Raw genomic sequence first — 24,361 nt, 5'->3', positions numbered from 1 at the left:
GGCGGCCGCCCACAGAGAGGAAACATCATGTCACACACAACCAATCTCCCGCCGATCACGCGGGACATCGACCTCACTCCGTTGCAGCGCAGCCAGACGCGCAAATCGGTGGCGGGGTCTGCCGTGGGCAACGCGATCGAGTGGTTTGACTACGGAGTGTATGGCTACCTAGTCGTGTACATTGCACCGCTGTTCTTCGACTTCGGGGGCGACCCCGATAGCGCATGGCCGCGCATTCTCGCGCTCGCCACATTTGCGGTGTCGTTTCTGGTGCGGCCGCTCGGTGGCATCATCCTCGGGCCGCTGGGTGACCGGGTGGGGCGCCGCGCCGTACTCATGTTCACGATCGCGCTGATTAGTCTCTCGACGGCCGCGATTGCGCTCTTGCCCACCTACGAGGTCGCGGGCATGTGGGCGCCGCTGTTACTCGTGTTCTTGCGCATGGTGCAGGGCTTCTCAGCCGGAGGCGAGTATGCGGGCGCCGCTGTATTTATGGCCGAGCATGCACCCGATAATAGACGAGGGTTCTATGGGTCGTTCCTCGAGTTCGGCACGCTCGTGGGCTTCTCGGGTGCCGCCGTGCTGTGCACTGGCCTCACGCTCGCAGTAGGGGAAGACGCCATGATGGGTGGCTGGTGGCGGCTACCGTTCGCGCTCACCCTGCCGCTCGGCCTGATCGCGCTGTGGATGCGCCGTCACGTCGAAGAACCCGAGACGTTCACCGATCAGATCAAGTTGCAGGGCGGGGCGCCGTCGGCGACGGGCGCGCTGCGGCGGCTGCTGAAGGACTACCCGGCACAGATCTTCAAACTGATGGGGTTTGTGGTGCTCATCAACGTCGCGTTCTACCTCGTGCTCACCTACATGCCGAGTTACCTGTCGGTGACGCTCGGACACGGTGCGGCCGAGTCGACGTTCTCGCTCGTCATTATTCAGCTCGTGATGGTCGCGGTGATTGTGCCGTTCGGTGCGCTGTCTGACCGGATCGGCCGCAAGCCGCTCTTGGTTACGGCGAGCCTCGGGTTCATCTTCCTGTCGGTGCCCGCCGTGATGCTGATTCAGATTGACAGCATTTGGACGCAGCTGGCGGGAATCGGCATGCTCGGCCTGTTCTTGGTGATGATCATTTCGAACATTTCGGCCACCATGCCCGCGCTGTTTCCGACCGCGGTGCGCTACTCGGGCTTCGCGATCGGGTACAACATCTCGACCGCGCTGTTTGGTGGCACGGCGGGTGCCGTCAACGAGTACCTGATCGATGTCACCGGTAACGTGCTCGTGCCAGGGTGGTACCTGGTCGGGGCGGGGGTGATCGGCCTAATTTCGATTCTCACATTCAAGGAGACCGCGGGGCGCTCACTGCGGGGCAACGGCGTGCCAGGCAGTGATGATGACGCGCGCCGCGCAGCGGGTGAGACACTCATTGGTGGCAAGCGAAACTAGCGTGGTTGGGCGAAGGGAAACTAAAACATGACACACACATCGAACACCGGCGCGGTCGCGATTGTGACGGGCGGCACCTCGGGCATCGGCGTGACGATCGCGCAGCGCCTCGTCGCACAGGGAATGCGGGTGCTCGTTACTGGGCGGTCAGTAGAACGCGGCGAGCGAGTCGTCAGCGAACTCGGTGACGCCGCTCGGTTCGTGGCGGCAGACCTCAACACCAGCGAAGGCATCACAAGCGTGATCGAGGCGGCGAAGCAGCACTTCGGCCGCATCGACGTGCTCGTCAACAACGCGGCGATCGACCACACGAACGACCTGCTCGAAGTGACCGATCAAGAGATTCGCGACACGTTCGAAACGAACACGTTTGGGGCGATGAACATGCTCATTGCCGCAGCACGGGTGATGCGTGAGCAGGGCGACGGCGGTGCGATCATCAACGTTACCTCGCGGCTGGCGAGCATCGGTGTGCCCACGATGGGTATTTACAGCGCGAGTAAGGGCGCGATGCTCGCGTTCACGAAGGCCGCCGCGATCGACCTCGCCCAGTATGGGATACGCGTCAACGCTGTCGCCCCGGGCATGACCGCCACCCCACTCTATGAAGAGTGGATCGCGGGCGAAGACGACCCAGCAGCTACCGCCGCACGCGTGGCCGCCGCGATTCCACTGCGCCGCATCGCCCAGCCCCAAGACGTCGCGGCGACGGTCGCGTTTCTCGCGTCGGCCGAGGCCGAGTACCTTACGGGCGTCTCAATTCCCGTCGATGGCGGGTATCTCGCACAGTAATGCAACGCCGCGGTGTTCTCGGGTGGCGTATTTTCGTAAGGCTTGCCGCGAATCTTCGTGAAAATCCGCATCATTCCGCCAAATTAGGGTAGATTCGTAGCGATCAACCGATCGGATCCGTCGACTTGACGGAAAACCTGAACCAGATCAGGGGCCGGCGCACGACGCGCCACCGCCCATGGAAGGACACAACATGGCACTCAACAAGACCGAGCTCGTAGCCAAGATCGCCGCAGAGACCGGCCAGAGCCAGGCCGCGGTTTCCAGCGTGATCGACGGTTTCTTCACCGCCGTCTCAGAGACCGTCGCCGCTGGCGAGAAGGTTTCGATCCCCGGCTGGCTGTCGTTCGAGTCGGCCACCACCGCCGCTCGCACGGGCCGCAACCCCCGCACCGGCGACACCATCGAGATCGCCGCTGGCAAGCGCGTCAAGGTTTCGGTTGGTTCGAAGCTCAAGGCTGCCGTGAAGTAATTTCACGATCGGTTACCGCGCCCCCTGCTCTCGTTTGAGACAGGGGGCGCTGTGCTGTGCGGGCGCTGTGCTGTGTGGGCGCTGTGCTGTGGGGGCGCTGTGCTGTGCGAGCGCTGTGCCGTGGGGGCGCTGTGCTGCTTGAGAGGACCAGTCGGCATCGAAATGACGAGTCGGCATCGAAATGACGTTTTTCCCGTGCCTGCTCGTCATTTCGATGCCGTCTCGTCGCGGGGCGTCGCGTCTCGTGCCGTCTCGTCGCGGGCAGGGCAGGTAACGGGGCCTGCGAGCCGGCGCCCCACACACTGGGCGCGCCGGCCACGCGCACTACTCCGTCACGCGAAACACGCCGTTCGCGCCCCGCTCGGCGTCGACCATCAGGTGTGACACGAAGGGGTAGTTACCCGCTTCAGGGAAGACGAGCTCGACGTATCCGCCCTGCGCGGGCTGCAGCGCGAGCGCCTGCGAGCCCGTGTCGGTCGCTCGGTTAATCAAGAACCGCCCCTCGCTCCACACGGTGTCGAACTGCCCGCCGATCACGTGAAAGCTCGACGCCCGGTTGGGCCCCGCATCGAGCAGCCATACGCGCACCCGCTCGCCCACCTTCGCGGTGAGCGGCGACCGGGCGTACTGGCTTGCTACCCCGTTAAACACGACGAGGTCGGGCCGCTCGGCGGCGATCTTGTCGACGTCAACCTCGCCCGGTCCGCTCGCGCTGCCCGCTGCGCTGCCCGCTGCGCTGCCTGCTGCGCTGCCTGCTGCGCTGCCCGGCGCGCTGCCCGCTGCGGCACCGTTCGAGCCCGCGCGGCCCTTTGATCCGGATCGAGCCTCGCCCGAGCCTTCGACAGCCGAGCCTGCAGCGCCCGAGCCCGCGACCCCCGAGCCGCCCAGATAGTACTCAGACTGCACGAGCACGTAGCTGCGGTCGACCGCGGGCAGATCGTCGGGCTCGATGATCACCGCGCCAAACATGCCGTTTGCGATATGCGCAGACATGGGCATGGTTGAGCAGTGATACATCCAGATGCCCGAGCGGGTCGCGGTGAACGTGTAGGTCAGCTTCTCGCCCGGAGCGATCGTGCGCATCGGCTTGTCGGGCGCGAGGGCGCCCGCGTGAAAGTCGATCGAGTGCCCGATCGTGCCGTCGTTGATGAGGGTCACCTCGAAGGTGTCGCCGACGCGTCCGTGCAGCACGGGCCCGGGGGCGGAGCCGCCGAAAGTCCACAGTTGCTGTAACACCGGCCCCTTCTTTCCGGGCGCTACGGGTAGCGCGAGCTCGCTCACGGGCAGCGTCACTCGGTGCGTGACGGGCTGCGCCGCTGCGTCCTCGCTGTCGCGCGCGGGCAGCGGCTTGAGCGCCGCGTCGCGCGCCTTGAACTTGCGCCCCAGGTCACCCTCCATGAGGTCGACGAGACTCGCGGCGCCAGAGCTCGCGGCACCCGCCGCGCTGGCCCCACCGTCGGTTGCCGAACCGTGCATGCCGCTCATGTCGCCCATGCCGCTCATGTCGTGCGCGCCGGATCCGGCTGTGCCCGTGCCGTTCGCCGCCGTGCCCGCGTTAGCTGCGCCCGCGTTTGCTGCGCCGCTGGCCGCCGTGGCGTCGCCGGCAGGGGCGTCGCCCGTCGCAATGATGTCGAGCGTCATGCCCATCTGGCGGTGGCCGATGATCGAGCACCATCCGGCTACATCGTTGGTGATGACGCCGACATCGATCGTGGCGCTTGCGCCGGGAGCGAGCCGCTCGCCGCCCGTGCCGTTCTCGAACACGAGGTCGTGCGGTTGCTCTTTGTCGGTGTTGGTGAGCTCGATGACGAGTCTGGTGCCGCGGGGCACCTCGATGCTGCTGGGCGTGAAGTGCATGTTTGCGGCCTCCACCCGCACGGTCTGCACGGGAGCGTCGGCGGTGTTTGCGGCGGAGCCCGCCGTGCCCGCACTGCCGGCTCCCAGCCCTGTACCGCTCAGCCCTGTGCCGCCCAGCCCCGTGCTGCCCGCGAATCCGCCCGCGCCGATCGCCGGCATGCCCCGTGTGAGCGACGCGAGGGCGTGCGGGTCGGCGGCGCCCGCGAGGGCGGTCACGAGCACGACCGCTGTGAGCCCGAGGAGCGCTTGCCCGCTGCGCCGGCCAGCGGGGTGGGAGCGCTCAGGCACGAGTGCGCCGCGTGCGGGAATAGGCGCGAGTCCGCTGCCCGCGCTGCCCGCGCTGCCCGCGCTGCCCGCGCTGCCCGCGCTGCCCGCGCCGCTTGTGCCGCTCACGCCGCGTTCGCTCGCCGGCGCGTAAGCGGGAATCGGCGCAAGCCCAGACCGCGCGGTCTTGCCGCCGCCAGCGCCGCTGCCCGCACCGCCCTCTGTGCGTGCCGCGACGACGGCTGCCGCCTCGCGCTTCGCCGCCTTCTGCTGTTTGAGGGCACGCACAAACAGCGGCAAGAACGAGGCCATCGCAACGAGATACAACATCGACGCGGCGACCCGCATGAGACTTGTCACGGGTAGCGCGCACACGAACAGGGCGGTGTTGGCGGTCGCCACGCGCAGCGTGCCGCCCGCATCGAACACGGCGGTGCCCGCGCGCACGGCAGACGGCCCCCCACCCAGCACCACAGGAACGAGGTAGCTCAGCGCACCCAGCAGCACCTGCGCCGCGAACCCCGCCGCTAGAAACGGCGCGGCCCAGTCGATCGCGGCGCGCAGCTCAGCAAGCGCTGCGCCAGCCCCCGATCCAGCCCCCGAACCCGGCGCGGCCCCCGGCGCCAACAACGCCTCTGCCACCCCCGACGCCCCCCACGCGGCGATGCTCCACACGCACAGCACCACGAGCAGTGCAAACCACCACACGAGCGCGGCACCCACCGACAGCGTCGCGAATGACTTCGGGGCAGCTCCGCGGGCAGCCGCAAACAGGGCGACACCGATGATGAGCAGCCCCACCGCGTACCCCGCGAAGCCGAGCGTCACGAGTGGCACCACGCCAAACGCGGCGCCGAGCGCAGCTATCACGACCGACAAAGCCAGCACGGGCAGGGCGCGGGCGGCGTCGCGGGCGGCCGAATCGGCGGCCCGGGTGCGCAGCATGGTCGGCCACAGCGTGACCACGGTGCCCGCGACGGTGAGCCCCATCCAGCCGAGCACGTTCGTGATCGCGTGCGCGAGCACCACCCCGCCACCGGGGGAGTCGGGGCCCGCCAGCCAGGCACCCAGCCCCGCACCAAATGGCAAGAAGGCGGCCGACGCCACGTAGTAGCGCAGCGACTTCGTGAACCGGCCGGGCAGCGCCCCGCGTAGCCTGCGCCACAGGTTGACACCGTGCCACACGACGGCCGCCGACAGCAGCGCAGCGCCCGCGACGGTGAGTGGCCACGCGCCCAGCGGAACCCCCACGAGCACCAGCGCGATGCCCCCGTTCGCCACGATGAGGCGCGCGTTCTGCCCGGCGCGGTCGCGCGTTGACTGCCTGCTGCGGGTGAGCGCGTAGCTAAAGTGCTGGCTCCACACCAGGATCGCGTGGGTAATCGCACCCAAGAACAGCAGGTGCAGCATCAGCCAGCTCGCCGCCGGCAGCCACCGGTGCGTGATCGTCGAGACGACGAGCAGCACGAGCCACACGAGTGTCGGCAGGTCGCGCATCACCCAGAATCCGCGGCCTCGGGGCTGCGCTGCGGGCTGTGCTGCGGGCTGCGCCCCCTTAAGCAGCGCCCCCTCGGGTCGAGACAGGTTAGGCATGTGTCTGATCCTCTTCGGGTACGGCGGCGGGCGCGGCCTGGGGCTCAGGCGCGCTCTGGGGTGCAGGCACGGTGGGCAGGCGATGATCCGGATCAGAAGGCGCAGCCCTGAGCGCAGAGACGAGCGCGGTCACGACGAACAGCAAGAGCGCGGCGACCGCGAGCGCGCCGCCGAACTGCCAGGCAGGCACGAAGCCGAGCCCGTCGCCGAGCCAGATGCGCACGATGAGGCTCGCGTGCAGCAGCGCCGCGGGCAGCCACATGAAGGGCCGGTACGGCAGCTTCACGTGCAGCACCGCGGGCAAAATCGTGGTCGCGTGCGCCATGATCATCGACAGCGCGAAGCCGAGCAGCACCGCGTGGATCACGGCGTCGTAGCGCGGCTGCGTGACGGGCGCGCCAAACAGCAGGGTGCCGCCCGCGACGGCGAGCCAGAAGTATCCGGCGAGCATGCAGGCCGCCATGAACTGGCTCGCTCCTGCGGTGCGAATGGTGCGGCGGGCGATGTCGTGCCACGCGAGCCACACGGTGAGCGACAGGGTGGCGGCGCCCAGGCCAATCGCGCCGAGGTGGGGGAGCGCGAGCCCGAGCGCGAGCGTCAGCGCGATTGCCCACGCATGCGCGAGCAGCACAGTGCCGGCGCGCTCGCCCATGGTGATCGCGGCGAGTTCGACGCGCTCAGCGCAGATGGTGAGCACAATGAATCCGATGAGCCACGGCACGACGGAACTCATGGGCGCGCCCGCCGCCCACAGCGCCGCGCCGCCCGTCGCGAGGGCCGCGCCGAGCAGCTGCACGATGAGCGGGATGTCGTAACGCCTGCGCCACAGCGGCAGATAGTTGATCGTGAACGCGAGGCTGCCCACGGCGAGCACCCACTGGCCCGCGGCGAGGGGCAGCGCGTCCACAAACAGCAACACGCCGCCAGCGCCGAGCAGAGCGGGTGCGAGGTACCCCCACCAGCGCTTCAGCGCCGTGGCGCGCTCGAGCGCGATGAGGGTGCCCAGGAACCCGAGGGTGAGCAGCATGCCGTGTACTTCTGGAAACCGGGCGGCCGTGATGGGGGCGGGCAGCCCGAGCAGCAGCAGCGCCGCGTCGAGCCCCATGATGAGGCTGGCGCCCGCGGGCAGCAGCCAGAACAGGCGGGGTGACACCCGAGTGCGGGTGGTGCCGGTGCTGCGGGCGGTGGTGGTGGCGTTGGTGAGGTTGGTGGGCCCCGTTGCAGTGGCATCGGTAGCGCCGCGCTTGCCGCTCATGAGCGCACCCGCAGCTCGAGGGTGCACTCGCCGGGTCCCGTCATGGGAGTGAGCGTTGAGCCCGCGTCGCGCGCACCGATCGCTTCGAGCGCCCCTTCGACCATGCCCAGGTGCACGGCGCAGACGATCTCGGGCCGGTGCACCGCCGCCGCGACGAGTGGGCAGCGCTTCAGTAGCACCCGAGCCTCAGAGGTGTCGGCGCGCGGTGCGAAGCCCTGCTCTTGCATCACGGCGATCACGGTGCGGCGGGCGTCGCCTGGCGAGGCCGCTCGGGGCAGCTCGGCGGCGAGCGTGCGGCCCCAGGCGAGGCCGACGGCGCGGGCGCGATCCGGAGCTTCATCGCCCGTCGCTGCGAGCCCATCGGCCAGCGCCATCGCGAGGCCGGCGTAGGGCGAGTCGGCCCGGGCCGACGACCCTGCGGTCGCGCGCCAGAGCCACGACGGGCGTCCCTTGCCGGCGGCCTCGGCGAGCTCGCGGTCGAGAAAGCCGTCACGCCACAGTGCGTGCACGTGCCCGCGCACCGTGTTCTCGTGGCAGCCGCTCGCCGTGGCGAGCTGCGCGATCGTGACGGCCTCGGGCTGGGCCTCGATGAGTCGCAGCAGCGTTTCGCGGGTCGCCGAGTGGGTGCGCCCGTTCGCGGCGACGCGCGGCGCGTGCGGCTTTATGGCCTCGATGGGAGGCAAACTATTTTCCACGGGATTAATTGTAATAAACTAATTCGTGATCCGTCGACTACACGCGGGTCGCAGTGAGATGGCGTGCGCTGCGCGATGCGGCAGTCGCGTCGTCGACATTCGCCCCCAAACAGAAGGAGCATCGTGGCACACATCGACATTCATCGCAGCAAGGACGAAGCCGCCGCCCAGACAACCTCGGGCTGCGCGTGCGGCGGGCACGACGAAGAGCTGCCCGAGCTCGACGTGCAAGAGATTCCGCATGCCGTGCGCCACTCGGCGCTGTTTGGCGTGCTCGATGGCCTCGGTGCGAACCGCGGCGTGGTGTTCTCGGCGACGCACGATCCGGTGCCGCTGCTGACGCAGCTCGAGGAGCGCAGCCCCGGTGCTTTCTCGGTCGAGTACCTCGACCGCGGCCCCGAGCGCTGGCGGCTCAAGTTCGTGCGGGTGAACTAGCGGTTCTGACCATGATCCGGATCGGGCCGTGCGCAGCACACGCTGTGCGCGGCCCGTCCCCGTTTCGGCTCAGCCGCAGCGCGTAGGCTTGACCCCGTGCCTCGTTACCTGCGCGTCTTTGCCCCCGCCATATTGATCGCCTCGACCCTCGCGTTTTTGCTACTCGGGCTCTCAATTGGAGAGGTGGCGGCGCCGCGTGCACTCGCAGACCCGGGTGCCGTGGTGCGGTACGGGCTACCGATCGCGCGCACGCTCGTCAACGTATCAATGGCGGTGCTGATCGGCTCGGTCGTGATGGCCGTGTGGGCGCTCGCCTCAGACCGCGACGAAAACCGGGTCGCGATGGACCTCGCGGCGGGCGCTGCTGCCGTGCTGACCGTTGCCGTGGGGGCGGCCCTCGTATTCACCTACGTCGACGTGTCGGGTCTGCCGTTCTCGGGCGACGCCACGTTCGGTGCGGGGCTCGCGCAGTTCATCACCGAGATTGAGCTCGGCCGGCTGTGGATCTTCGAGTTACTGCTCGCGGCCGCGACCACGGTCATGGCCTTCGCGATCCGGGGCCGCAGACTGACGCTCGTCGTGCTCGTCGCGGCCCTGCTCACGACGCTGCCGATTGCGCAGCAGGGGCACGCGGCCGGAGCGTCGGGGCACTCGCAGGCCGTGAACTCGCTGCTCGTGCACCTCGTGGGCGCCGCGGTCTGGCTGGGCGGTCTGATCACGCTCGCGTTCGTCGCGCGCACGGTCGACCGGCCGCGGCTCGGTGTCATCACCGAGCGGTATTCGACGCTCGCGCTGTTCGCGTTCATCGGCGTCGCCGCGTCGGGTGTCGTGAGCGCCTGGCTGCGCATCGGCACGATCGACGCGCTCCTAGGCACGGGCTACGGGCAGCTCGTGATGTGGAAGACGGGCGCGCTCGTCGTGCTGGGCGTGTTTGGGGCGTGGCAGCGTACACGCCTGATTCCGCGCATTGCCGCTGAGCGTGCCGGGGGCCGCGTCTTCGCCTGGTTCGTGCTCGCCGAGCTCGCCGTGATGGGCGTGGCGAGCGGCATTGCCGGGGCCCTGGGTCGCACCGCCACGCCCGTTGCGCTCGAACCCGCGCGCGAGGGCGGCGAAGGCATCGGCCCCGCCGAGTGGCTCACCGGCGACCCGCTGCCTCCCGAGGCGGTGCCCCAGGCGTTCTTGACCGAGTGGAAGTTCGACCTCGCCTGGACACTCGTGTGCGTGTTCGCCGTAGCGATCTATGTCGCCGGCGTGATTCGCCTCGCCCGCCGCGGCGACAAATGGCCGATCGGGCGCACGATCGCGTGGATCTCGGGCATCGCGATGCTGTTCTACACGACCAACGGCCCGCTCAACCTCTACGAGCGTTACGTGTTTAGTATTCACATGCTCGGGCACATGTCGCTGGCGATGCTGATTCCGCTGGTGCTCGTGCTGGGCGCGCCCGTCACACTCGCGCTGCGTGCCGCGCACAAGCGTACCGACGGCTCTTGGGGCGCTCGCGAGTGGATCATGTGGATGGTGCACACGCCGTACTCGAAGTTCATCACGCACCCCGCGGTGGCGGCCGTGATCTTTGTGGGCTCGCTGTGGGTGTTCTACTTCACCCCGATCTTCAGGTGGGCGATGGTCGAGCACCTGGGACATCAGTGGATGATCATTCACTTCTTGATCTCGGGCTACCTGTTTGCGCTGTCGATGGTGGGCATCGACCCGGTGCCGTACCGGTTCCCGTTCCCCCTGCGCATCGTGACGCTGTTTGCGACGATGGCGTCACACGCCTTCTTTGGCGTCACGATCATGTCAGAGAAGGGCCTCATGCTGGCCGACTGGTTTGGCGCGATGGGTCGAACCTGGGGGTTGCCGCCCCTCGAAGACCAGAGCATGGGCGGCGGTATCGCGTGGGGCATCGGCGAGCTGCCGACGCTCGCACTCGCACTCGTGGTCGCGGTGCAGTGGGCGCGTAGTGACGACAAAGAGCAGAAGCGGCGTGATCGCTACGCCGACCGCTCTGGTGAGGCCGAATTGAACGAGTACAACGAGATGCTCGCGAAGCAGGCCGCGCGCGACGCGAAGATCGCGCGCTAGGCGGCGGTCGGCTGAAAGTGCTGGCGTACAAGCTCGGCTGCGGTTAGGCCCATCGGATCTAGCACGTTTATCTCTGGGTACTCGGCCTCCAGCGCAAGTGGCAGCTCGGTGCATGCTGCGATCACGACAGTCGCTCCAGCGTCGCGGATTGCGGAGATGACTGACTTGATCTGAAGTTTGGCCGCGGCGAGCTGTGATGCTTTAACGAGGCGAATAGTCTGCATTACTTCTTGCTGCAGGGCGGGATCGATGGAGACTGTGCGTACGCCCATGTGCGCAAAGGCGGTGTGGTACATTCCTGACGCGATTGTGCCATCCGTCCCCAAGATGGCGACGGTGGCGGTATCTCCATGAAGTCGGTGTGTTTCTGCCACTGTCTGGTCGACCATGCTGACCAGTGGAATTCTTAGACCGCTGAGGGCGCGATCCAAGAATGCATGTGCGGTGTTGCAGGGAACGACAAGCTTTTGTGCGCCAGCCTCGATGAGGTGTTCCGCAGCCGAACGAATCCAGTCAGTGGGGTCTGGCCCTCCGTTGATAAGAGCATCGCTTCGGTCGGGAATTCGGGGATCGCCCCAGATGAGAAGCGGAACATGGTCTTGATCATGGGTAGCGGGGCTTGCAGCAACGACTTTGCGATAAAACTCGGCAGTTGCAAGGGGGCCCATGCCCCCAATGACGCCGACAAGGCCTGTGGGTGGAGTTGGGGTTGCGGTGCGCCGTTGCATCATCATGCCATCCAGTATATCGGATCCAGTATGGTAAGCGTCAAGCTCGACGGTTCCAGGGCCCGCATCTCAGCTAAGCTGTGGCCGATGGAACCTCAGTTAGAGATCGTGTCTCGAAAGCGCATGAGCGATGTCGCGTTCGAGCGATTGCTGGACGCAATTGTGCGTGAAGACCTAGCGCCGGGCTCGCGGATTCGAGACATCGAACTTGCTGCGCAACTGGGGCTTTCTCGAACGCCAGTTCGGGAAGCGGTCAATCGATTGGTGAGCTTAGGGCTAGCAGATGCGAAGCCGAGCGCGCACACTGTTGTGTCGACCCTGACAACGAAATCTGTGGCGCGAACACTGGAAGTGCTTGAGTCGCTAGATCGTCTTGCAGTGGCCCAGGCTGTTCCAAATATTGGAGAGTCGGAGCTGAAGCATCTCACGGAGCTGAACCAGGAATTTACTGCCGCCAGTCGTGCTGGTGGAGCCCAAGAGATTCTCGGCGCGGACATGAAGTTCCACAGAGTGCTGCGATCGCACGCCCAGAACCCCGTGCTGGCGCGCGTCCTGTCCCAGCTCGATCCCCACATTCAGCGGATTTTGTTCAGAAAATTCTCGTCTCGGCTGGGGGCGCCTAACACCCGGCACCACCACGCGGCCCTAATTGCACTGATTGCGAAGGGTGACGCCGCTGGGGCTGCTGAATCGTCTGCCCACCAGTGGCGTGAGCTCGGTGGACAAATTCAGGATCTCTTCTTGCGAGACTGACTAGGCCGTGTATTTTCGCGCATTACCCACTGGAACGTGAGTCAAGCAGACGGGAATTCACTGAGCGTGTTGATTAGCCACTGAGTTTCGGGTGATCCTTCCGAAGCCACCCGCCAAATGATTGATGTGGTGAAGCGAGGGACCGGAACCGGGACTGGTGACACTCCGAGTTCTGCGTGCTTTGCGAACTGTTCAGCTGCGAAGTCTGGGATCGTTGCGATGGCTGGCCCCTCGTGAAGAATTACTGGGATTGCGGAGAAGTGGCTCACCGAGAGGGGTACGTGGCGATGGATGCCAGATGCTTCGAGCAGATCATCCATAAAGCCACGCTGGCCGTCGAAGGAGACGCGAATGTGGTCGGCTGCCCTAAAATCCGCCTCGCTGATGTTTCCTCGATTGGTGCGGTGCCTCGTCGAGTAGAGACAGGAGTATGAGCCGGCAAAGAGCTGTTTGCTTTTGAACTCGGCCGCAACTTCGTGCGGTGTTGAGCAGACCACCGCATCAATTTGCTCCGAACTCAGGGCGGTTTGATGTAGCAGTGAGGTGGTTTGGTGGAGCGCGAATTTCACACCCCAGTGTTGCTGGTTGCTCTTTTTGAGCAGCCACGGGCCAATCACTGAGGCAATGTCATCTGACATGGCGAGATGGAAGGTTCGGCTTGACAACCGAGGGCTGAATGACTCCTCTGGGTGAAACGCTTTCGCGAGGCTCCCCAGGGCGAGGGCGACCTGCCCAGAGATTTCAAAGGCCCGCGCCGTCGGGTTCATTCCCTCGCGACCTCGTTCAAAAAGCGGATCGTCGAGAAGCACTCGAAGCCGTCCGAGCGCTGCACTCACCGCGCTCTGTGAAAGGTGGAGGCTCTTGGCGGTGCGCGTGACATGACGCTCCTGCATGAGGATGTGGAAGACCACTAACAGGTTCAAGTCAATTTTTCTTAAATCAACAATATTCATGACCATCATCATAATCAGTTGTTTTACAAATCATTGTTGTGCGTGGCAACCTGTACCTATCGCATTCCAAAGAGCCAAAGGAGACTCCAATGGATAGGCACCTGACAGAGGGCGGCGGTCAACTCATGAGAGAAGATCAGCCTTCCCCACGCGCACCGAAAGCACTGAGTCGTGAAGAGCTCCGCAAGCGGCAGATCGCCATCGGCGTAGGCAACTTCATGGAGTGGTTTGACTTCGCAATCTACGGCTACTTCGCTGCCACGATCGGCGCACTATTCTTTCCGACCGGCAATTCAACCACCGAAATGCTGTCGGCGTTCGCAGTGTTTGCTGTCGGATTTGTTGCGCGACCGGTCGGTGCACTCATTCTCGGCCCACTGGGAGATAAATTTGGCCGCAAACTCGTGCTCGTGATCACCGTCATGGGCATGGGTGTCACCACAGCGGCAATGGGGCTGGTGCCAACCTACGCCACGATCGGCGTAGCTGCACCAATCATGATCGTTGTTCTGAGAAGCCTCCAGGGAATGATGGTTGGCGGTGAGTGGTCTAGCGCGGCCACGTATATTGGTGAGAATGCGCCGTCCAACCGTCGAGCAACGCACGGTAGCTTGATCACGACGACGGCCGGTATCGCGTTCCTGGTGGGAACCGGGCTTGCGGCGGTATTGAACGCCACGTTGTCCACAGCTGCGCTTGAAAGTTGGGGGTGGAGGCTCCCATTCATTGCATCGATTGTGATGGCTGGCGTCGCGGTCTTCATTCGACGAAACCTTGGTGATACTCCGGTGTTCGAGGAGTTAGAGGAACGCCGCACACAGCAGATCATGGTGGTGGCGCCGCGCAGCGAAAAACTCAAGGCGTTTGGTATCTCACTCGCATTCTCTGCACTGTTTGGTGTCGGTTTTTACTACCTCATGACCTACGCTAATAACCATCTCTCGGGGGCTGTCGGTATGCCACGCGTGTCTGCTTTGCTTGCGTGCACCCTGTCACTGGTTGTGTATGTGTTTCTAACGCCTCTTTTTGGTCGAATTAGTGATTCGATCGGCAGAAGGCCCGTGGTGCTGACCGCTGCTGGCGGCATTGCAGTGCTGGGTATCCCAGTCTTCATGATGCTCAATACGGGCAACTTTGCGCTCGTGTTCATTGGTTTAACTGTGCTGGGAATCTTTGTTGCGATGGCCGGGGTGATGAGCGTGACGCTGCTCGTTGAGGTGTTTCCAGCGTCCAGCCGAAGCACGGGCTCGGCGCTTGGTCATAACGTGGCCTACGCGCTCCTGGCGGGCCCTGGCCCCCTGATCGCGGCGTTACTTATTGCCATCACTGGTAATCCGCTGTCGCCGGCCTACTATCTCGTGGCGATTGGCGCCGCAGCGTTCCTGGTGCTGTTCTTCGCCCTCCCCGAAACGAACGGTAAGGACATCACTGAAGGCTAGAGCGCCGTCCGACCCAATTGACCTCACGTACTCTTCACTTAAGGAATGAACATGCAAAAAGTAGCTGTAGTCCAAGCCAGTTCGGTCATCGGAGACACCCAAGCGACCGTAGCCAAAGCCGTCGAACTTATTCACGAAGTTGCAGCAAATGGTGCTGAGCTTGTGGTGTTTCCCGAAGCTTTTGTCGGGGGGTACCCCAAGGGTGATGGCTTTGGCACCGTCATGGGCTCGCGTAGCGACGCTGGCAGAGACGCATTTCGTGATTATGTCGAGCAGGCCATCGCTCTGGACGGACCCGAAATTGAGGCTTTGGCCGCGGCCGCGGCCGAGGCGCAGGTGTTTGTCGTTATTGGGGTCATCGAGCGGCTCGGAGAGACTCTGTACTGCACGGTCGCCATGATTGATGCGACACTGGGTCTCGTCGGCAAGCACCGCAAAGTCATGCCGACTGGTAGCGAGCGGCTCATCTGGGGCTTCGGAGATGGTTCGACCCTCGACGTGGTCGAGTCACCCGTCGGACGAGTGGGCGCCGCGATCTGTTGGGAGAACTACATGCCGCTATTGCGTCAAGCGATGTATGCGCAGGGGGTGCAGGTTTACTGTGCTCCGACAGTGGACGAGCGCGCCGTCTGGCAGAACACGATGACGCACATCGCACTAGAGGGCAGGACCTTCGTCTTGTCGGCTTGCCAAGCGGTGCCCATAGATGCTTACCCTGCACACAAGAAGTTCGAGAACAATATCGGTGAATCGGGTTGGGTGATCCGCGGTGGTAGCGTCATCATCGATCCACTAGGCAAAGTCCTCGCCGGACCCGTGTACGAGGAGGAAACGGTGTTGTATGCCGATATCGACCTCAACGAGAAGCAGCGTGGCCACTTCGATCTTGACGTGAATGGCCACTACGGTCGTCCCGATATTTTTGAGCTTCACGTCAACACCAAGCAGCAGTCCAGCGTGGTCTTTGCGAGCTAACAGCAACCGGTTTCGCGTGCAGCGGTAACGAAGGCCTTGCCCAGGTTGAACCTATTTTCAACGGGCAAGGCCTTCGCATGTATGCCCGGTCACGCCTTCGATCGGTGAGTGGGCGGCCGCATGGGACAGGGAATAGGCTCGAAGCAGGATTCGGGGCGGGTGCTCCGCTCCTGACTTGAATCCTGAAGCCGCAGCTACACCCCAGGCGCCCCCGCGTCGGTCGCGGTTACGTCGGTGCGGTGAAAGTTTAGGTGCGAACGAGACGCGGTTGGCCCCCGCTGCCCGAGGTACCGCGAGAACGTAGCGCCAGACCCGTAGGGGCGATCCGACGGTGACGACAGCTGGAAGAAGCACAGCTGCCCAATCTTCATGCCGGGCCACAGCCGAATCGGCAGCGTCGCCACGTTCGACAGCTCAAGCGTCACGTGCCCCGAGAACCCGGGGTCAATGAATCCGGCTGTCGAGTGCGTCAGCAGGCCCAGGCGCCCCAGCGAACTCTTGCCCTCGAGACGAGCGGCAACATCGTCTGGCAGGGTGACCTGCTCGTACGTCGAGCCAAGCACAAACTCGCCGGGGTGCAAAATGAACCCCTCCTCGGGATCGACCTCGATGAGCCGCGTCAGCTCGGGCTGATCGGCAGCGGGGTCAATCACCGCGTACTTGTGATTGTCGAACAGCCGAAAGTACCGGTCGAGGCGCACGTCAACGCTCGACGGCTGCACCATCTCGGGGTCGCTCGGTGAAAGCCCAATGCGCCCAGAAGTGAGCTCGGCCTGAATGTCGCGATCAGAAAGTAGCACGGGCTCAAGTGTAATGCGCCCGGGGCGCCCCCGCTTGGGCGCGCCTGGCCTGCGGGCGTACCGGGGTTTTGATCTGGCGATCCGGATCATCGCCTGCCGCCGCGCCCCGCCACCCGTGGGCGGTAGCGTGGGCGGTGTGGGTGTGGGTGTGGGTGTGGGTGATGGCGGCGTGAGCTGCGCTACTCGGGTGCCGGGTAGACGACGTGCTTGCCGGCCGCGCTACCGGCGTGCTTGCCAATCGTGCTGTCGACCCGCGCGCCGGGGGTGAGCGTGGCGGGCTGCGGTGCGGCCGCCGAGATGATGTGCTCGACGGTCTCGCCGTGCGCGAGCAAATAGTCGGCGATGATGCGCCGGTGGCACCGCCACCACACCGCCTCGGCGCACATGATCGCGACGACCGGCTCGGTGGCATCGCTCGTGCTCGTGCTCGTGCTCGTGTTGGTGTTGGTGTTGGTGTTGGTGTTGTCGCCGTCGCTGCCGTCGCCGTCGCTGCCGTCGTCGGAGCCGTTGCTGGCTCGCCCGAGCGCGCGCAGGCGCGTGAGGCCCGCCTCGAACTCGCATGACAGGGCGTAGTCGGCATAGTTATGAAAGCTTTGGTTGCGCCAGAGCGCGTTGGTTTCGGGTGGCACAGTGTGAGACTTGGGTCGCCGCCCGGTGAGCTCATCGATGTGCTCGTACTCGATGCCGCGGGGGGCGAGTGCGGTTGCCAGTGCGTCGGCGTTGAACTGCGGGTAGCGCCGTGAACCCGCTAGCTTACGCACGTCGACGACGATGTCGACTCCCGCGTTCGTGAGCAGCGACAAGAATTCATCGAGCTCGTGGTTTGAGTGCCCAATCGAGACAAACGGCATGACAAGCTCCTTTGCTCTCGGTGCGCCCTGGTGTTCAAGGGGCAGCATTGGGAGTCTGTCATGCTTCGCGCAGATGCGGGGTGTAGATGCGGGGGTTCGGCTACCAAAACGCCGATTTACCCTCTTTGTCAAGTTGTTTGTGAGCCCCTCGACATCGGTTTGGGCGTTGGCGCAGCGCCGTCTTTGATGGCGATCTGGCCCGCGGGCTCATTCCGCGAGACAGTAGAGTCATGACTTCTTCCCCGTCACGTCGCCAAAGCGCGAAACATCACGACACCACCAAAACCGAGAATGAGCAGCTCCGCGCACGTATCGAAGAACTCGAAGCCGTGAACGATGCGCTGGGAAAAGCTATCGGGGTCTTGCATCAGCTGAAGGAACAAGAGATCGATGCTCCCGCGACGAACGAGGCGAGAGGTTCATTTGGTCAGAAAACGAACTAGTGACCGTGCTCACGAGCATTCTCGGGTCACAAGAACAAGCCCTGACTATGACTGGGGTATCGCGCGGGATATGGCAATACCGACCGAGCCCCCGCATCTGTCGCGGGGAGAGGGGTTGCCTCTGCCTGCCAGCGCCCTAACGCGGCTCGGTGAGGGCAAACAGTAGTTCAGCGAGGCGCTCGCCGAGCTCGTCGAGGTCAGCGTGCGATCCCGGGCCCGCGAGCGCAGCGGCACGCAGGGCGCGCTCATACACCCCGCTCAGCACAGGGATTGCGCGGTGTGTGGGCAGTGAAAACTTGCGGCCTGCCGCGGCGAGCACGCGCTCGACAACGCCCGCGATGCTGGCGTAGAAGCCGTCCATAAACATTTGGTGGCCGGGTGCGAGCTCGGGGTCGCGCATCGCGAGCAGCAAAAACTCGGCCTCGAGCACAAACCAGGCGGTCGCGTCGTCGGACGGTCCAAAGAAGCGCGCGATATACGAGGCAGCCTCGGCGGGGGTGAGGCTGCCATCGTGGGCAGCGATGAGCGGTTCGAGTTCGAGCGCCTTTGATGCGACGTCGTCGGCGCGGCGCCCAAACTCGCGCTCGAGCAGCGCTAAGAACAGCTGCTCCTTGCTTGAGAAGTTCGAGTAAAACGCGCCGCGGCTAAACCCGGCTCGCGCACAGATCGCCTCGACCGATGCACCCTGCAGGCCGAGCTCTGAGAACACCGCGGTCGCCGCGTCGAGCAGGCGCAGCTGTGTCTCTCGCCGACGCGCGCTCGGCTGTGCGCTCGGCTGCGCGGCGGGGTCAGGCAGCGCATAGGCATCGTGCCGTGCCCCGGGCATGCCCTTGTCGAACTGCGGTTCCATGCTTCTATCTTCCTATGCTTCTGGTGTTTGTGTGTGCGGTGCCCGCTACCTGAGCTGCCTTGGCTGCCTGGGTTGTCTGGGTGGTGGACCCTGCGACTCCTTCGTCGCGCAGGGTGACCATGTGGAGGTGCGCAGGGCGGCGCGGGGAGGGTGCGCAGGGTGATACGGCCCCTCGTCATTCTGCGTGAGCTTGCGAATCGCAGAATCCACGCGCCCCCCTCGTCATTCTGCGTGAGCTTGCGAATCGCAGAATCCACGCGGCGTCCACCGCCCTGCGCCCTGCGCAAGATGCTCAGCAAGCGTCGAGTCACGTCCCGATACACTAGTGTATCGAAGCGGATACACCACTGTATCGAACGGAGTGTGTCCGCCGTGAACGAAGCACATCCCGCAACCTGAAGGGCACGAATGTCGACCGTCCTGTATGCCCTTGGCCGCTGGGCCACCCGGGCGAAGTTTCTCGTGCTCGCCCTCTGGATCGCGGTGCTCGCACTGCTCGGCGCAGGCGCCGTCTTTCTCGGGCAGGGTGCAAACGCGGCGATTTCGATTCCGGGCACAGAATCACAAGAAGCGATCACGCAGCTCAGCCACACCTTCCCCGAGGTGAGCGGCACGAGCGCGACCGTGATCGTTGCGGCCGCTCCGGGCGATAAGGTCACCGAACAGCCCTACCGCGACATCATCATTGACGCGACGCGCGCGCTCGAAGACGTGCAAGACGCGGTCGCCGTGCAGTCTCCGTTCGCGGGTACACAGGTCGACGCAACGGGTGAAGAAGCGGGGCCAGGCGAGGGCGGGCTCGCCGCTGACGAAAGCGCCGCGCTCATCACCGTGCAGCTCGACGCCGAGACGGGCAGTATCGCTGAGGCCACCGAGCAGGGCGTGCAGCGGGTCGTCGACGACATTCGCGCCGGGCTGCCCGCGGGCGGCGAGACTTCATACGGCGGCGACGCGTTTTCGGCCGCGATCCCCGGTGTCACCGCGACCGAAGCGATCGGCGTGATTATCGCGTTCGTCGTGCTGCTGCTCACCCTCGGCTCGCTGCTCGCCGCCGGCATGCCACTGATCATCGCCATGCTGGGCGTGGGCGTCTCGATCGCCGGCATCTTCTTCGTCACCGCGTTCGCCGAGCTCACCTCGACCACCCCCATGCTCGCGCTCATGCTGGGGCTCGCCGTCGGCATTGACTACACGCTGTTCATCGTGAGCCGCCACCAAGAGCAGCTGCGCGGCGGCATGCCCGTCGCCGAGTCGATCGCGCGCGCGACCGCCACGAGCGGCTCGGCCGTTGTGTTCGCCGGTCTCACGGTGATCATCGCCCTTGTCGGCCTGTCGGTCGCTGGCATTCCGTTCCTCACCGCGCTCGGCGTCGCCGCCGCCGCGGCCGTCGCGGTCGCGGTGCTGATCGCGATCACGCTTACGCCCGCGATCCTCGCGATGGCTGGGATCCGGATCCTGCCGCGCAAGCACCGCCGCGCGCTCTCGGGCGTGGATTCTGCGACTCGCAAGCTCGCGCAGAATGACGAGGGGGTTGGTGCCGCGCACCCGTCGCGGGCCGACCGGTTCTTCGCGGGCTGGGTGCGGGGCGTGACCCGCAAGCCGCTCATCACGATCGTGGCGGTGCTCGTGGGGCTGGGGGTCGCGACGATTCCGGCGCTTGACCTGCGCCTCGCGCTGCCGAACGCGACCTCGCTCGAGGCCGACAACCCGGCACGCGTCACCTACGAGCTCACGGGCGAGCACTTTGGCGAGGGCTACAACGGCCCGCTGCTGCTCACCGGTTCGATCATTGGCAGCACCGACCCGCTCGGGCTGATGGAGGGCATCGCCGACGAAGTGCGCAAGGTGCCGGGCGTCGCCGACGTGCCCATGTCAACCCCCAACCAGGGCGCAGACACCGGCATCGTGCAGATCGTGCCCGTCGCGGGCCCGCACTCAGAGAGCACGACCGAGCTGGTGCACGCGCTGCGCGACAAACACGATGAGTGGCAAGAAAAGTTTGGCGTGAGCTTCGCCGTGACAGGCTTCACCGCGGTGGGCATCGACGTGTCGACGCTGCTACTCGAAGCGCTCGTGCCGTTTGGGGTGCTCGTGGTCGGGCTGTCGCTGATTCTGCTCGCGATGGTGTTTCGATCGGTGTGGGTGCCCATCAAGGCGACGCTCGGGTTCTTGCTCTCGGTGGGCACCGCGTTTGGCGCGGTTGTCGCCGTGTTTCAGTGGGGCTGGCTCGGCGACGTGCTCAACGTGCACTCGGCGGGGCCGGTGCTCAGTTTCATGCCGATCATTTTGATGGGCGTCTTGTTTGGGCTCGCGATGGACTACGAAGTGTTTCTCGTGGCCCGCATTCGCGAGGAATACGTGCACGGCGCAAACGCGCAAGACGCGATAAAGCGCGGGTTTGTGGGCAGCGCGAAGGTGGTCACGGCCGCCGCGCTCATCATGTTTGCGGTGTTCGCGGCGTTCGTGCCCGAGGGTGACCCATCGATCAAGGTGATCGCACTGGGGCTCGCGGTGGGCGTGTTTGTTGACGCGTTCATCGTGCGCATGACGCTGGTGCCGGCGGTGCTCGCGCTGCTGGGCGATCGCGCCTGGTGGATGCCCCGCTGGCTCGCAAAGCTGCTGCCCGCCTTCGATGTCGAGGGCGAGGGGCTCACCCGCGAGATCGCGCACGAGAACTGGCCAGCAGACGACCCGACCGCGGCGATCGCGGCCGACGGGCTGCTCTTCGCGCACGGGGTGCAGGTGCCCAGGCTGCGCGTCGCGGCAAGTGAAGCGCTGCTGCTCGACCCGCGCGATGCGGTGTCGCTGCCGCTCGCGCGGGCGCTTGCCGGCCGCGGTAAGTTCACGGCCGGCACGCTGAAGGTCGCGGGGCTGCTGCTGCCGGAGCGCGGCTCGAGCCTGCGCGCCCGGGCGGCCTGGGCTGACGCGTCAGACGTCGCCGGGTTACGCGACGCGCTGCACGACGCCCCGCGCGTGCTCGTGCTCGACCTGCGCGATGCGGCTACGCGGCCGCTCGACTACGCCGAAACCGAGAGCATTCGCTCGGCGTTGGCCGCGCTCGCGGCGCTCGCCCGGCACGGCGACACCGCGCCCACGAGCCTCGTCGTGCTCGGCACGCGCGACCTCGCTGAGCACCTACTGCCGCACGGTTCGGTGCTGGTCGGGCTGCACGGGCTGGTCGGGGCGCACGACGGGCCCGAGGCGGGGGTGCCGCCGCGAGCTCCGGATCCGGCCCCGCTTGCCGTGGGCGGCCCCGTGCCCGTGCCGCAGTCAGAATATGCGCGAGAAATTCCGTCTATGACGGCCTCTATAACGGAACAACCCGCGCATATTTTCAAAAACACCGAGGAGGGCACCCGATGAGCGCGCTCACACGTCTGAAGAGCACGAAGCCCGTGCGCTGGACCACGATCTTGGGGCTCTTGCTCGTGCCGATCACGGTGGCTGGAGTGCTCTTGTGGGGGTTGTGGAACCCTACCGAGCGGCTCGACACGATTACCGCGGCGGTCGTCAACCTCGACGAGCCGGTCGAGGTCGACGGGCAGCTCGTGCCGCTGGGCCGCGTGCTCGCCGCCGAGCTGATCGCGGGCGGCACCGACACTGAAGGCACCGACGCCGCCAGCGCAGACGAAACCGCCTACGAGAACGCCACCAACTTCACGTGGGTGCTCACCGACGCGGCCGACGCACGGGCGGGCCTCGACTCGGGAGCCTACGCGACCGTCATCACGATCCCCGAGAACTTCTCGGCCGCCGCGACCTCGCTGTCGGGCGACCCCGACGATGCCGTGCAGGCGCGCATCGACGTCGCCGAGAGCGACCGCGGCAGGCTCATCGACACGGCGCTGTCGGGCATTGTCACGCAGACGGCGACGACCGTGCTCAACCGGCAGCTGGGCGAGCAGTTCGTGGGCAGCGTGTTCGTCGGCATGAATGAGCTGCACCGGGGCATCGGCGACGCGGCCGACGGCGCGAGCGCGCTCGCGAAGGGAGGCGAGCAGCTCGCCGACGGTGCCACGCAGCTCGCCGACGGCACGACCCAGCTCGCCGACGGTACGCAGCAGCTCGCGACTGGCGCGGGCGAGCTTTCGACCGGCGCCGGATCCCTCGCGGGCGGCGCATCGCAGCTCGCGACCGGGGTGGGCGCGCTCGGGGTGGGCGCGGCCGATATCGCGACCGGCACGCAGGGGCTTGCCGACGGGGCGGGGGCGCTGTCTGGCGGCGCCGCCGAGTACGCGGCGGGTGTGCGCGTGTTTGCCGAGGGTGATGGCACCCCCGAGAACCCCGGGGTGGCGGGTTTCGCCGCGGGCATGGATCAGCTCGCGGGCGGCGCACGCATGCTCGCCACCGGTGACGGCACCCCCGAGAACACGGGCCTCGCGGGGCTCGCTGCCGGCGTCGCCGAGTACACGACGGGTATCAACGGGATCCTCGATCAGGTGACGACGGGCGGATCGGCCATCGTCGAACAGTTGCAGCTCGTGCGCGCAGGCATCGTCGACGGCACGATCCCGATGCCCGATGAGGCGACGAAACAGCAGGCGCTCGACGCGATTGACCAGGCGATCGCTGGCCTGGGCGGCGCGAGCGGGCAGATCGCCGAGCTTCGCGCCGCGGGCGAAATGCTGAGCGCGGGGGCGGCTTCGGCGGCTGTCGGCGCTGAGGAACTCGCGCAGGGTGTCGCGGCGTCGGCCGCTGGTGCGCACAAACTGTCGGCGGGAGCGGCCGCGCTCGCGGACGGCGCCGACGGCATCGCCGGTGGTGCGTCTGAGCTCGCCGTCGGTGGTGCGACCCTCGCGGGCGGCGCGGCACAGGTGTCTGAGGGGGTCTCGGGGGTTGCGCTGGGCGCCGGTGAATTGTCGACGGGTGCGGGCGCGCTCGCGGGCGGTGTCGCTGGTCTTGCCACAGGCACCTCTGAGCTGGCGGCGGGCGTACCAGCGCTCGCCGAGGGGGCCACACAGCTGGCCGACGGCGTCGACCAGTCGGCGAAGGGTGCCTCGACGCTTGCCGGCGGGCTCGGCGAGGCTGCCAGCGGGATCCCCAACTACACCGAGAGCCAGCGTGACAAGCTCGCGAAGACCGCGATCACACCGGTGAAGGCTGAGGGGGCGAGCGACGAGCTGTTCAACTCGTCAGGTGTGCCACTGTTTGCGGGGATCGCCCTGTGGGCGGGTGCGTTCGCGATGTTTATGCTGCTGGCTCCGCTGTGGCGGCGCACGCGCGAGGCGGCACGCGGCGTCGGCTGGATCACGCTGCGCAGCGCGCTGCCTGCAGCTTCGCTGGGGGCCGTGCAGGGTGCGCTCGCGGGCATCGTGCTGCCGATCGCGCTGGGGTACGGGCTCACGCAGGGGCTCGCCTTCTTTGGGCTTGCGCTGCTGGCGGGCATCGCGTTTGCGCTGCTCGTGCAGGGGCTCGCCGCGCTGCTGGGCGGGTTCGGGCGCTTTGTCGCGTTCACGCTGCTGGTCGTCGCGTTCGCGGTGGGCATCGTGTCGACGGTGCCGGCGCCGCTCGCCATGCTTGGCGATGCGAGCCCGATAGGCGCGGCCCTCGACGGGTTTCAGGCGGTCGCCACCGAAACCGCAGGCGGCGGCATCGCCGCGATCGTGCTGCTGCTCTGGGCGGGTGCGGGTCTCGTGCTCACCGCGCTGGCGGTGCGGCGGGCGCGCAGGGAGTAG

Annotated in this window: 19 protein-coding genes; 11 read left to right on the top strand and 8 right to left on the bottom strand. The window is 66.1% G+C overall.

All coding sequences use genetic code 11. The annotated features are described in order from the left end of the window. The first annotated feature begins 27 nt into the window (after positions 1-27). The 3 genes from ACXR2W_RS06695 to ACXR2W_RS06685 all read left to right on the top strand — a co-directional run bounded on the left by ACXR2W_RS06695 (position 28) and on the right by ACXR2W_RS06685 (position 2,707). Positions 28-1,443 carry an MFS transporter gene (locus ACXR2W_RS06695; RefSeq protein WP_458813445.1) on the top strand — a complete coding sequence of 472 codons (1,416 nt, stop codon included), beginning with the start codon at positions 28-30 and terminating at the stop codon, positions 1,441-1,443. A 27-nt stretch (positions 1,444-1,470) separates the two neighbouring features. Beyond that, the gene (locus tag ACXR2W_RS06690; RefSeq protein WP_458813443.1) at positions 1,471-2,235 is read left to right on the top strand and encodes an SDR family NAD(P)-dependent oxidoreductase; all 765 of its coding nucleotides are present in this window, start codon (positions 1,471-1,473) and stop codon (positions 2,233-2,235) included. Between the two features lie 193 nt (positions 2,236-2,428). Continuing rightward, positions 2,429-2,707 carry an HU family DNA-binding protein gene (locus tag ACXR2W_RS06685; RefSeq protein WP_458813441.1) on the top strand — a complete coding sequence of 93 codons (279 nt, stop codon included), beginning with the start codon at positions 2,429-2,431 and terminating at the stop codon, positions 2,705-2,707. Positions 2,708-3,031: 324 nt separating this feature from the next. Here ACXR2W_RS06685 and ACXR2W_RS06680 read toward each other — a convergent pair whose 3' ends face one another. The 3 genes from ACXR2W_RS06680 to ACXR2W_RS06670 are packed head-to-tail and all read right to left on the bottom strand — an operon-like array spanning position 3,032 to position 8,371. After that, a complete protein-coding gene (locus tag ACXR2W_RS06680) occupies positions 3,032-6,421 on the bottom strand; it encodes a multicopper oxidase domain-containing protein (RefSeq protein ID WP_458813439.1) in 3,390 nt (1,129 codons plus the stop codon). Further along, positions 6,414-7,676 (bottom strand): DUF8744 domain-containing protein, encoded by a 1,263-nt coding sequence (locus tag ACXR2W_RS06675; protein ID WP_458813437.1) that lies wholly within the window; start codon positions 7,674-7,676, stop codon positions 6,414-6,416. Before ACXR2W_RS06675 ends, ACXR2W_RS06680 begins: the two co-directional genes overlap by 8 nt. Beyond that, a complete protein-coding gene (locus tag ACXR2W_RS06670) occupies positions 7,673-8,371 on the bottom strand; it encodes a helix-turn-helix transcriptional regulator (RefSeq protein ID WP_458813435.1) in 699 nt (232 codons plus the stop codon). Before ACXR2W_RS06670 ends, ACXR2W_RS06675 begins: the two co-directional genes overlap by 4 nt. Before the next feature lie 123 nt (positions 8,372-8,494). Here ACXR2W_RS06670 and ACXR2W_RS06665 point away from each other — a divergent pair, with 123 nt between their 5' ends. Next, positions 8,495-8,806, top strand: a complete 312-nt coding sequence (locus ACXR2W_RS06665; protein WP_458813433.1) for a DUF2249 domain-containing protein — start codon at positions 8,495-8,497, stop codon at positions 8,804-8,806. Positions 8,807-8,902: 96 nt separating this feature from the next. Further along, complete coding sequence (locus tag ACXR2W_RS06660) at positions 8,903-10,894, top strand: bifunctional copper resistance protein CopD/cytochrome c oxidase assembly protein (protein WP_458813431.1); 1,992 nt, start codon at positions 8,903-8,905, stop codon at positions 10,892-10,894. Here ACXR2W_RS06660 and cuyB read toward each other — a convergent pair. Continuing rightward, positions 10,891-11,628, bottom strand: a complete 738-nt coding sequence (cuyB, locus tag ACXR2W_RS06655; protein WP_458813429.1) for a cysteate racemase — start codon at positions 11,626-11,628, stop codon at positions 10,891-10,893. The two genes, ACXR2W_RS06660 and cuyB, sit on opposite strands and share 4 nt — an antisense overlap. An 81-nt stretch (positions 11,629-11,709) precedes the next feature. On the opposite strand from cuyB, the gene ACXR2W_RS06650 reads away from it, so the two are divergent. After that, a complete protein-coding gene (locus ACXR2W_RS06650) occupies positions 11,710-12,375 on the top strand; it encodes a GntR family transcriptional regulator (RefSeq protein WP_489948835.1) in 666 nt (221 codons plus the stop codon). 41 nt (positions 12,376-12,416) lie between these two features. On the opposite strand, the gene ACXR2W_RS06645 is transcribed toward ACXR2W_RS06650, so the two are convergent. Then, positions 12,417-13,328, bottom strand: a complete 912-nt coding sequence (locus ACXR2W_RS06645; RefSeq protein WP_458813425.1) for a LysR family transcriptional regulator — start codon at positions 13,326-13,328, stop codon at positions 12,417-12,419. A gap of 89 nt (positions 13,329-13,417) precedes the next feature. On the opposite strand from ACXR2W_RS06645, the gene ACXR2W_RS06640 reads away from it, so the two are divergent. Both ACXR2W_RS06640 and ACXR2W_RS06635 read left to right on the top strand, forming a co-directional pair. Then, complete coding sequence (locus ACXR2W_RS06640; RefSeq protein WP_458813423.1) at positions 13,418-14,767, top strand: MFS transporter; 1,350 nt, start codon at positions 13,418-13,420, stop codon at positions 14,765-14,767. A 51-nt stretch (positions 14,768-14,818) separates the two neighbouring features. Further along, positions 14,819-15,742 carry a carbon-nitrogen hydrolase family protein gene (locus ACXR2W_RS06635; protein ID WP_489948834.1) on the top strand — a complete coding sequence of 308 codons (924 nt, stop codon included), beginning with the start codon at positions 14,819-14,821 and terminating at the stop codon, positions 15,740-15,742. Positions 15,743-15,936: 194 nt separating this feature from the next. Here the strand turns inward: ACXR2W_RS06635 and dcd are convergent, their stop codons facing one another. Then, positions 15,937-16,542, bottom strand: a complete 606-nt coding sequence (gene dcd, locus ACXR2W_RS06630; protein WP_458813419.1) for a dCTP deaminase — start codon at positions 16,540-16,542, stop codon at positions 15,937-15,939. A 179-nt stretch (positions 16,543-16,721) separates the two neighbouring features. After that, positions 16,722-17,393 (bottom strand): DUF488 domain-containing protein, encoded by a 672-nt coding sequence (locus ACXR2W_RS06625; protein WP_458813417.1) that lies wholly within the window; start codon positions 17,391-17,393, stop codon positions 16,722-16,724. Positions 17,394-17,623: 230 nt separating this feature from the next. Between ACXR2W_RS06625 and ACXR2W_RS06620 the strand changes: the two genes are divergently transcribed. Further along, a complete protein-coding gene (locus ACXR2W_RS06620; protein WP_458813415.1) occupies positions 17,624-17,836 on the top strand; it encodes a hypothetical protein in 213 nt (70 codons plus the stop codon). Between the two features lie 136 nt (positions 17,837-17,972). On the opposite strand, the gene ACXR2W_RS06615 is transcribed toward ACXR2W_RS06620, so the two are convergent. Further along, entirely contained in the window at positions 17,973-18,686 is a 714-nt protein-coding gene (locus ACXR2W_RS06615) for a TetR/AcrR family transcriptional regulator (RefSeq protein WP_458813413.1), read from the bottom strand. 408 nt (positions 18,687-19,094) lie between these two features. Between ACXR2W_RS06615 and ACXR2W_RS06610 the strand changes: the two genes are divergently transcribed. After that, complete coding sequence (locus ACXR2W_RS06610; protein WP_458813411.1) at positions 19,095-22,049, top strand: MMPL family transporter; 2,955 nt, start codon at positions 19,095-19,097, stop codon at positions 22,047-22,049. Next, the gene (locus ACXR2W_RS06605) at positions 22,046-24,361 is read left to right on the top strand and encodes a YhgE/Pip domain-containing protein (protein WP_458813409.1); all 2,316 of its coding nucleotides are present in this window, start codon (positions 22,046-22,048) and stop codon (positions 24,359-24,361) included. The genes ACXR2W_RS06610 and ACXR2W_RS06605 overlap by 4 nt, the downstream gene beginning before the upstream one ends.

It is taken from the genome of Leucobacter faecis, assembly GCF_054456695.2.
This window is presented reverse-complemented; position numbering and strand designations above follow the sequence as displayed.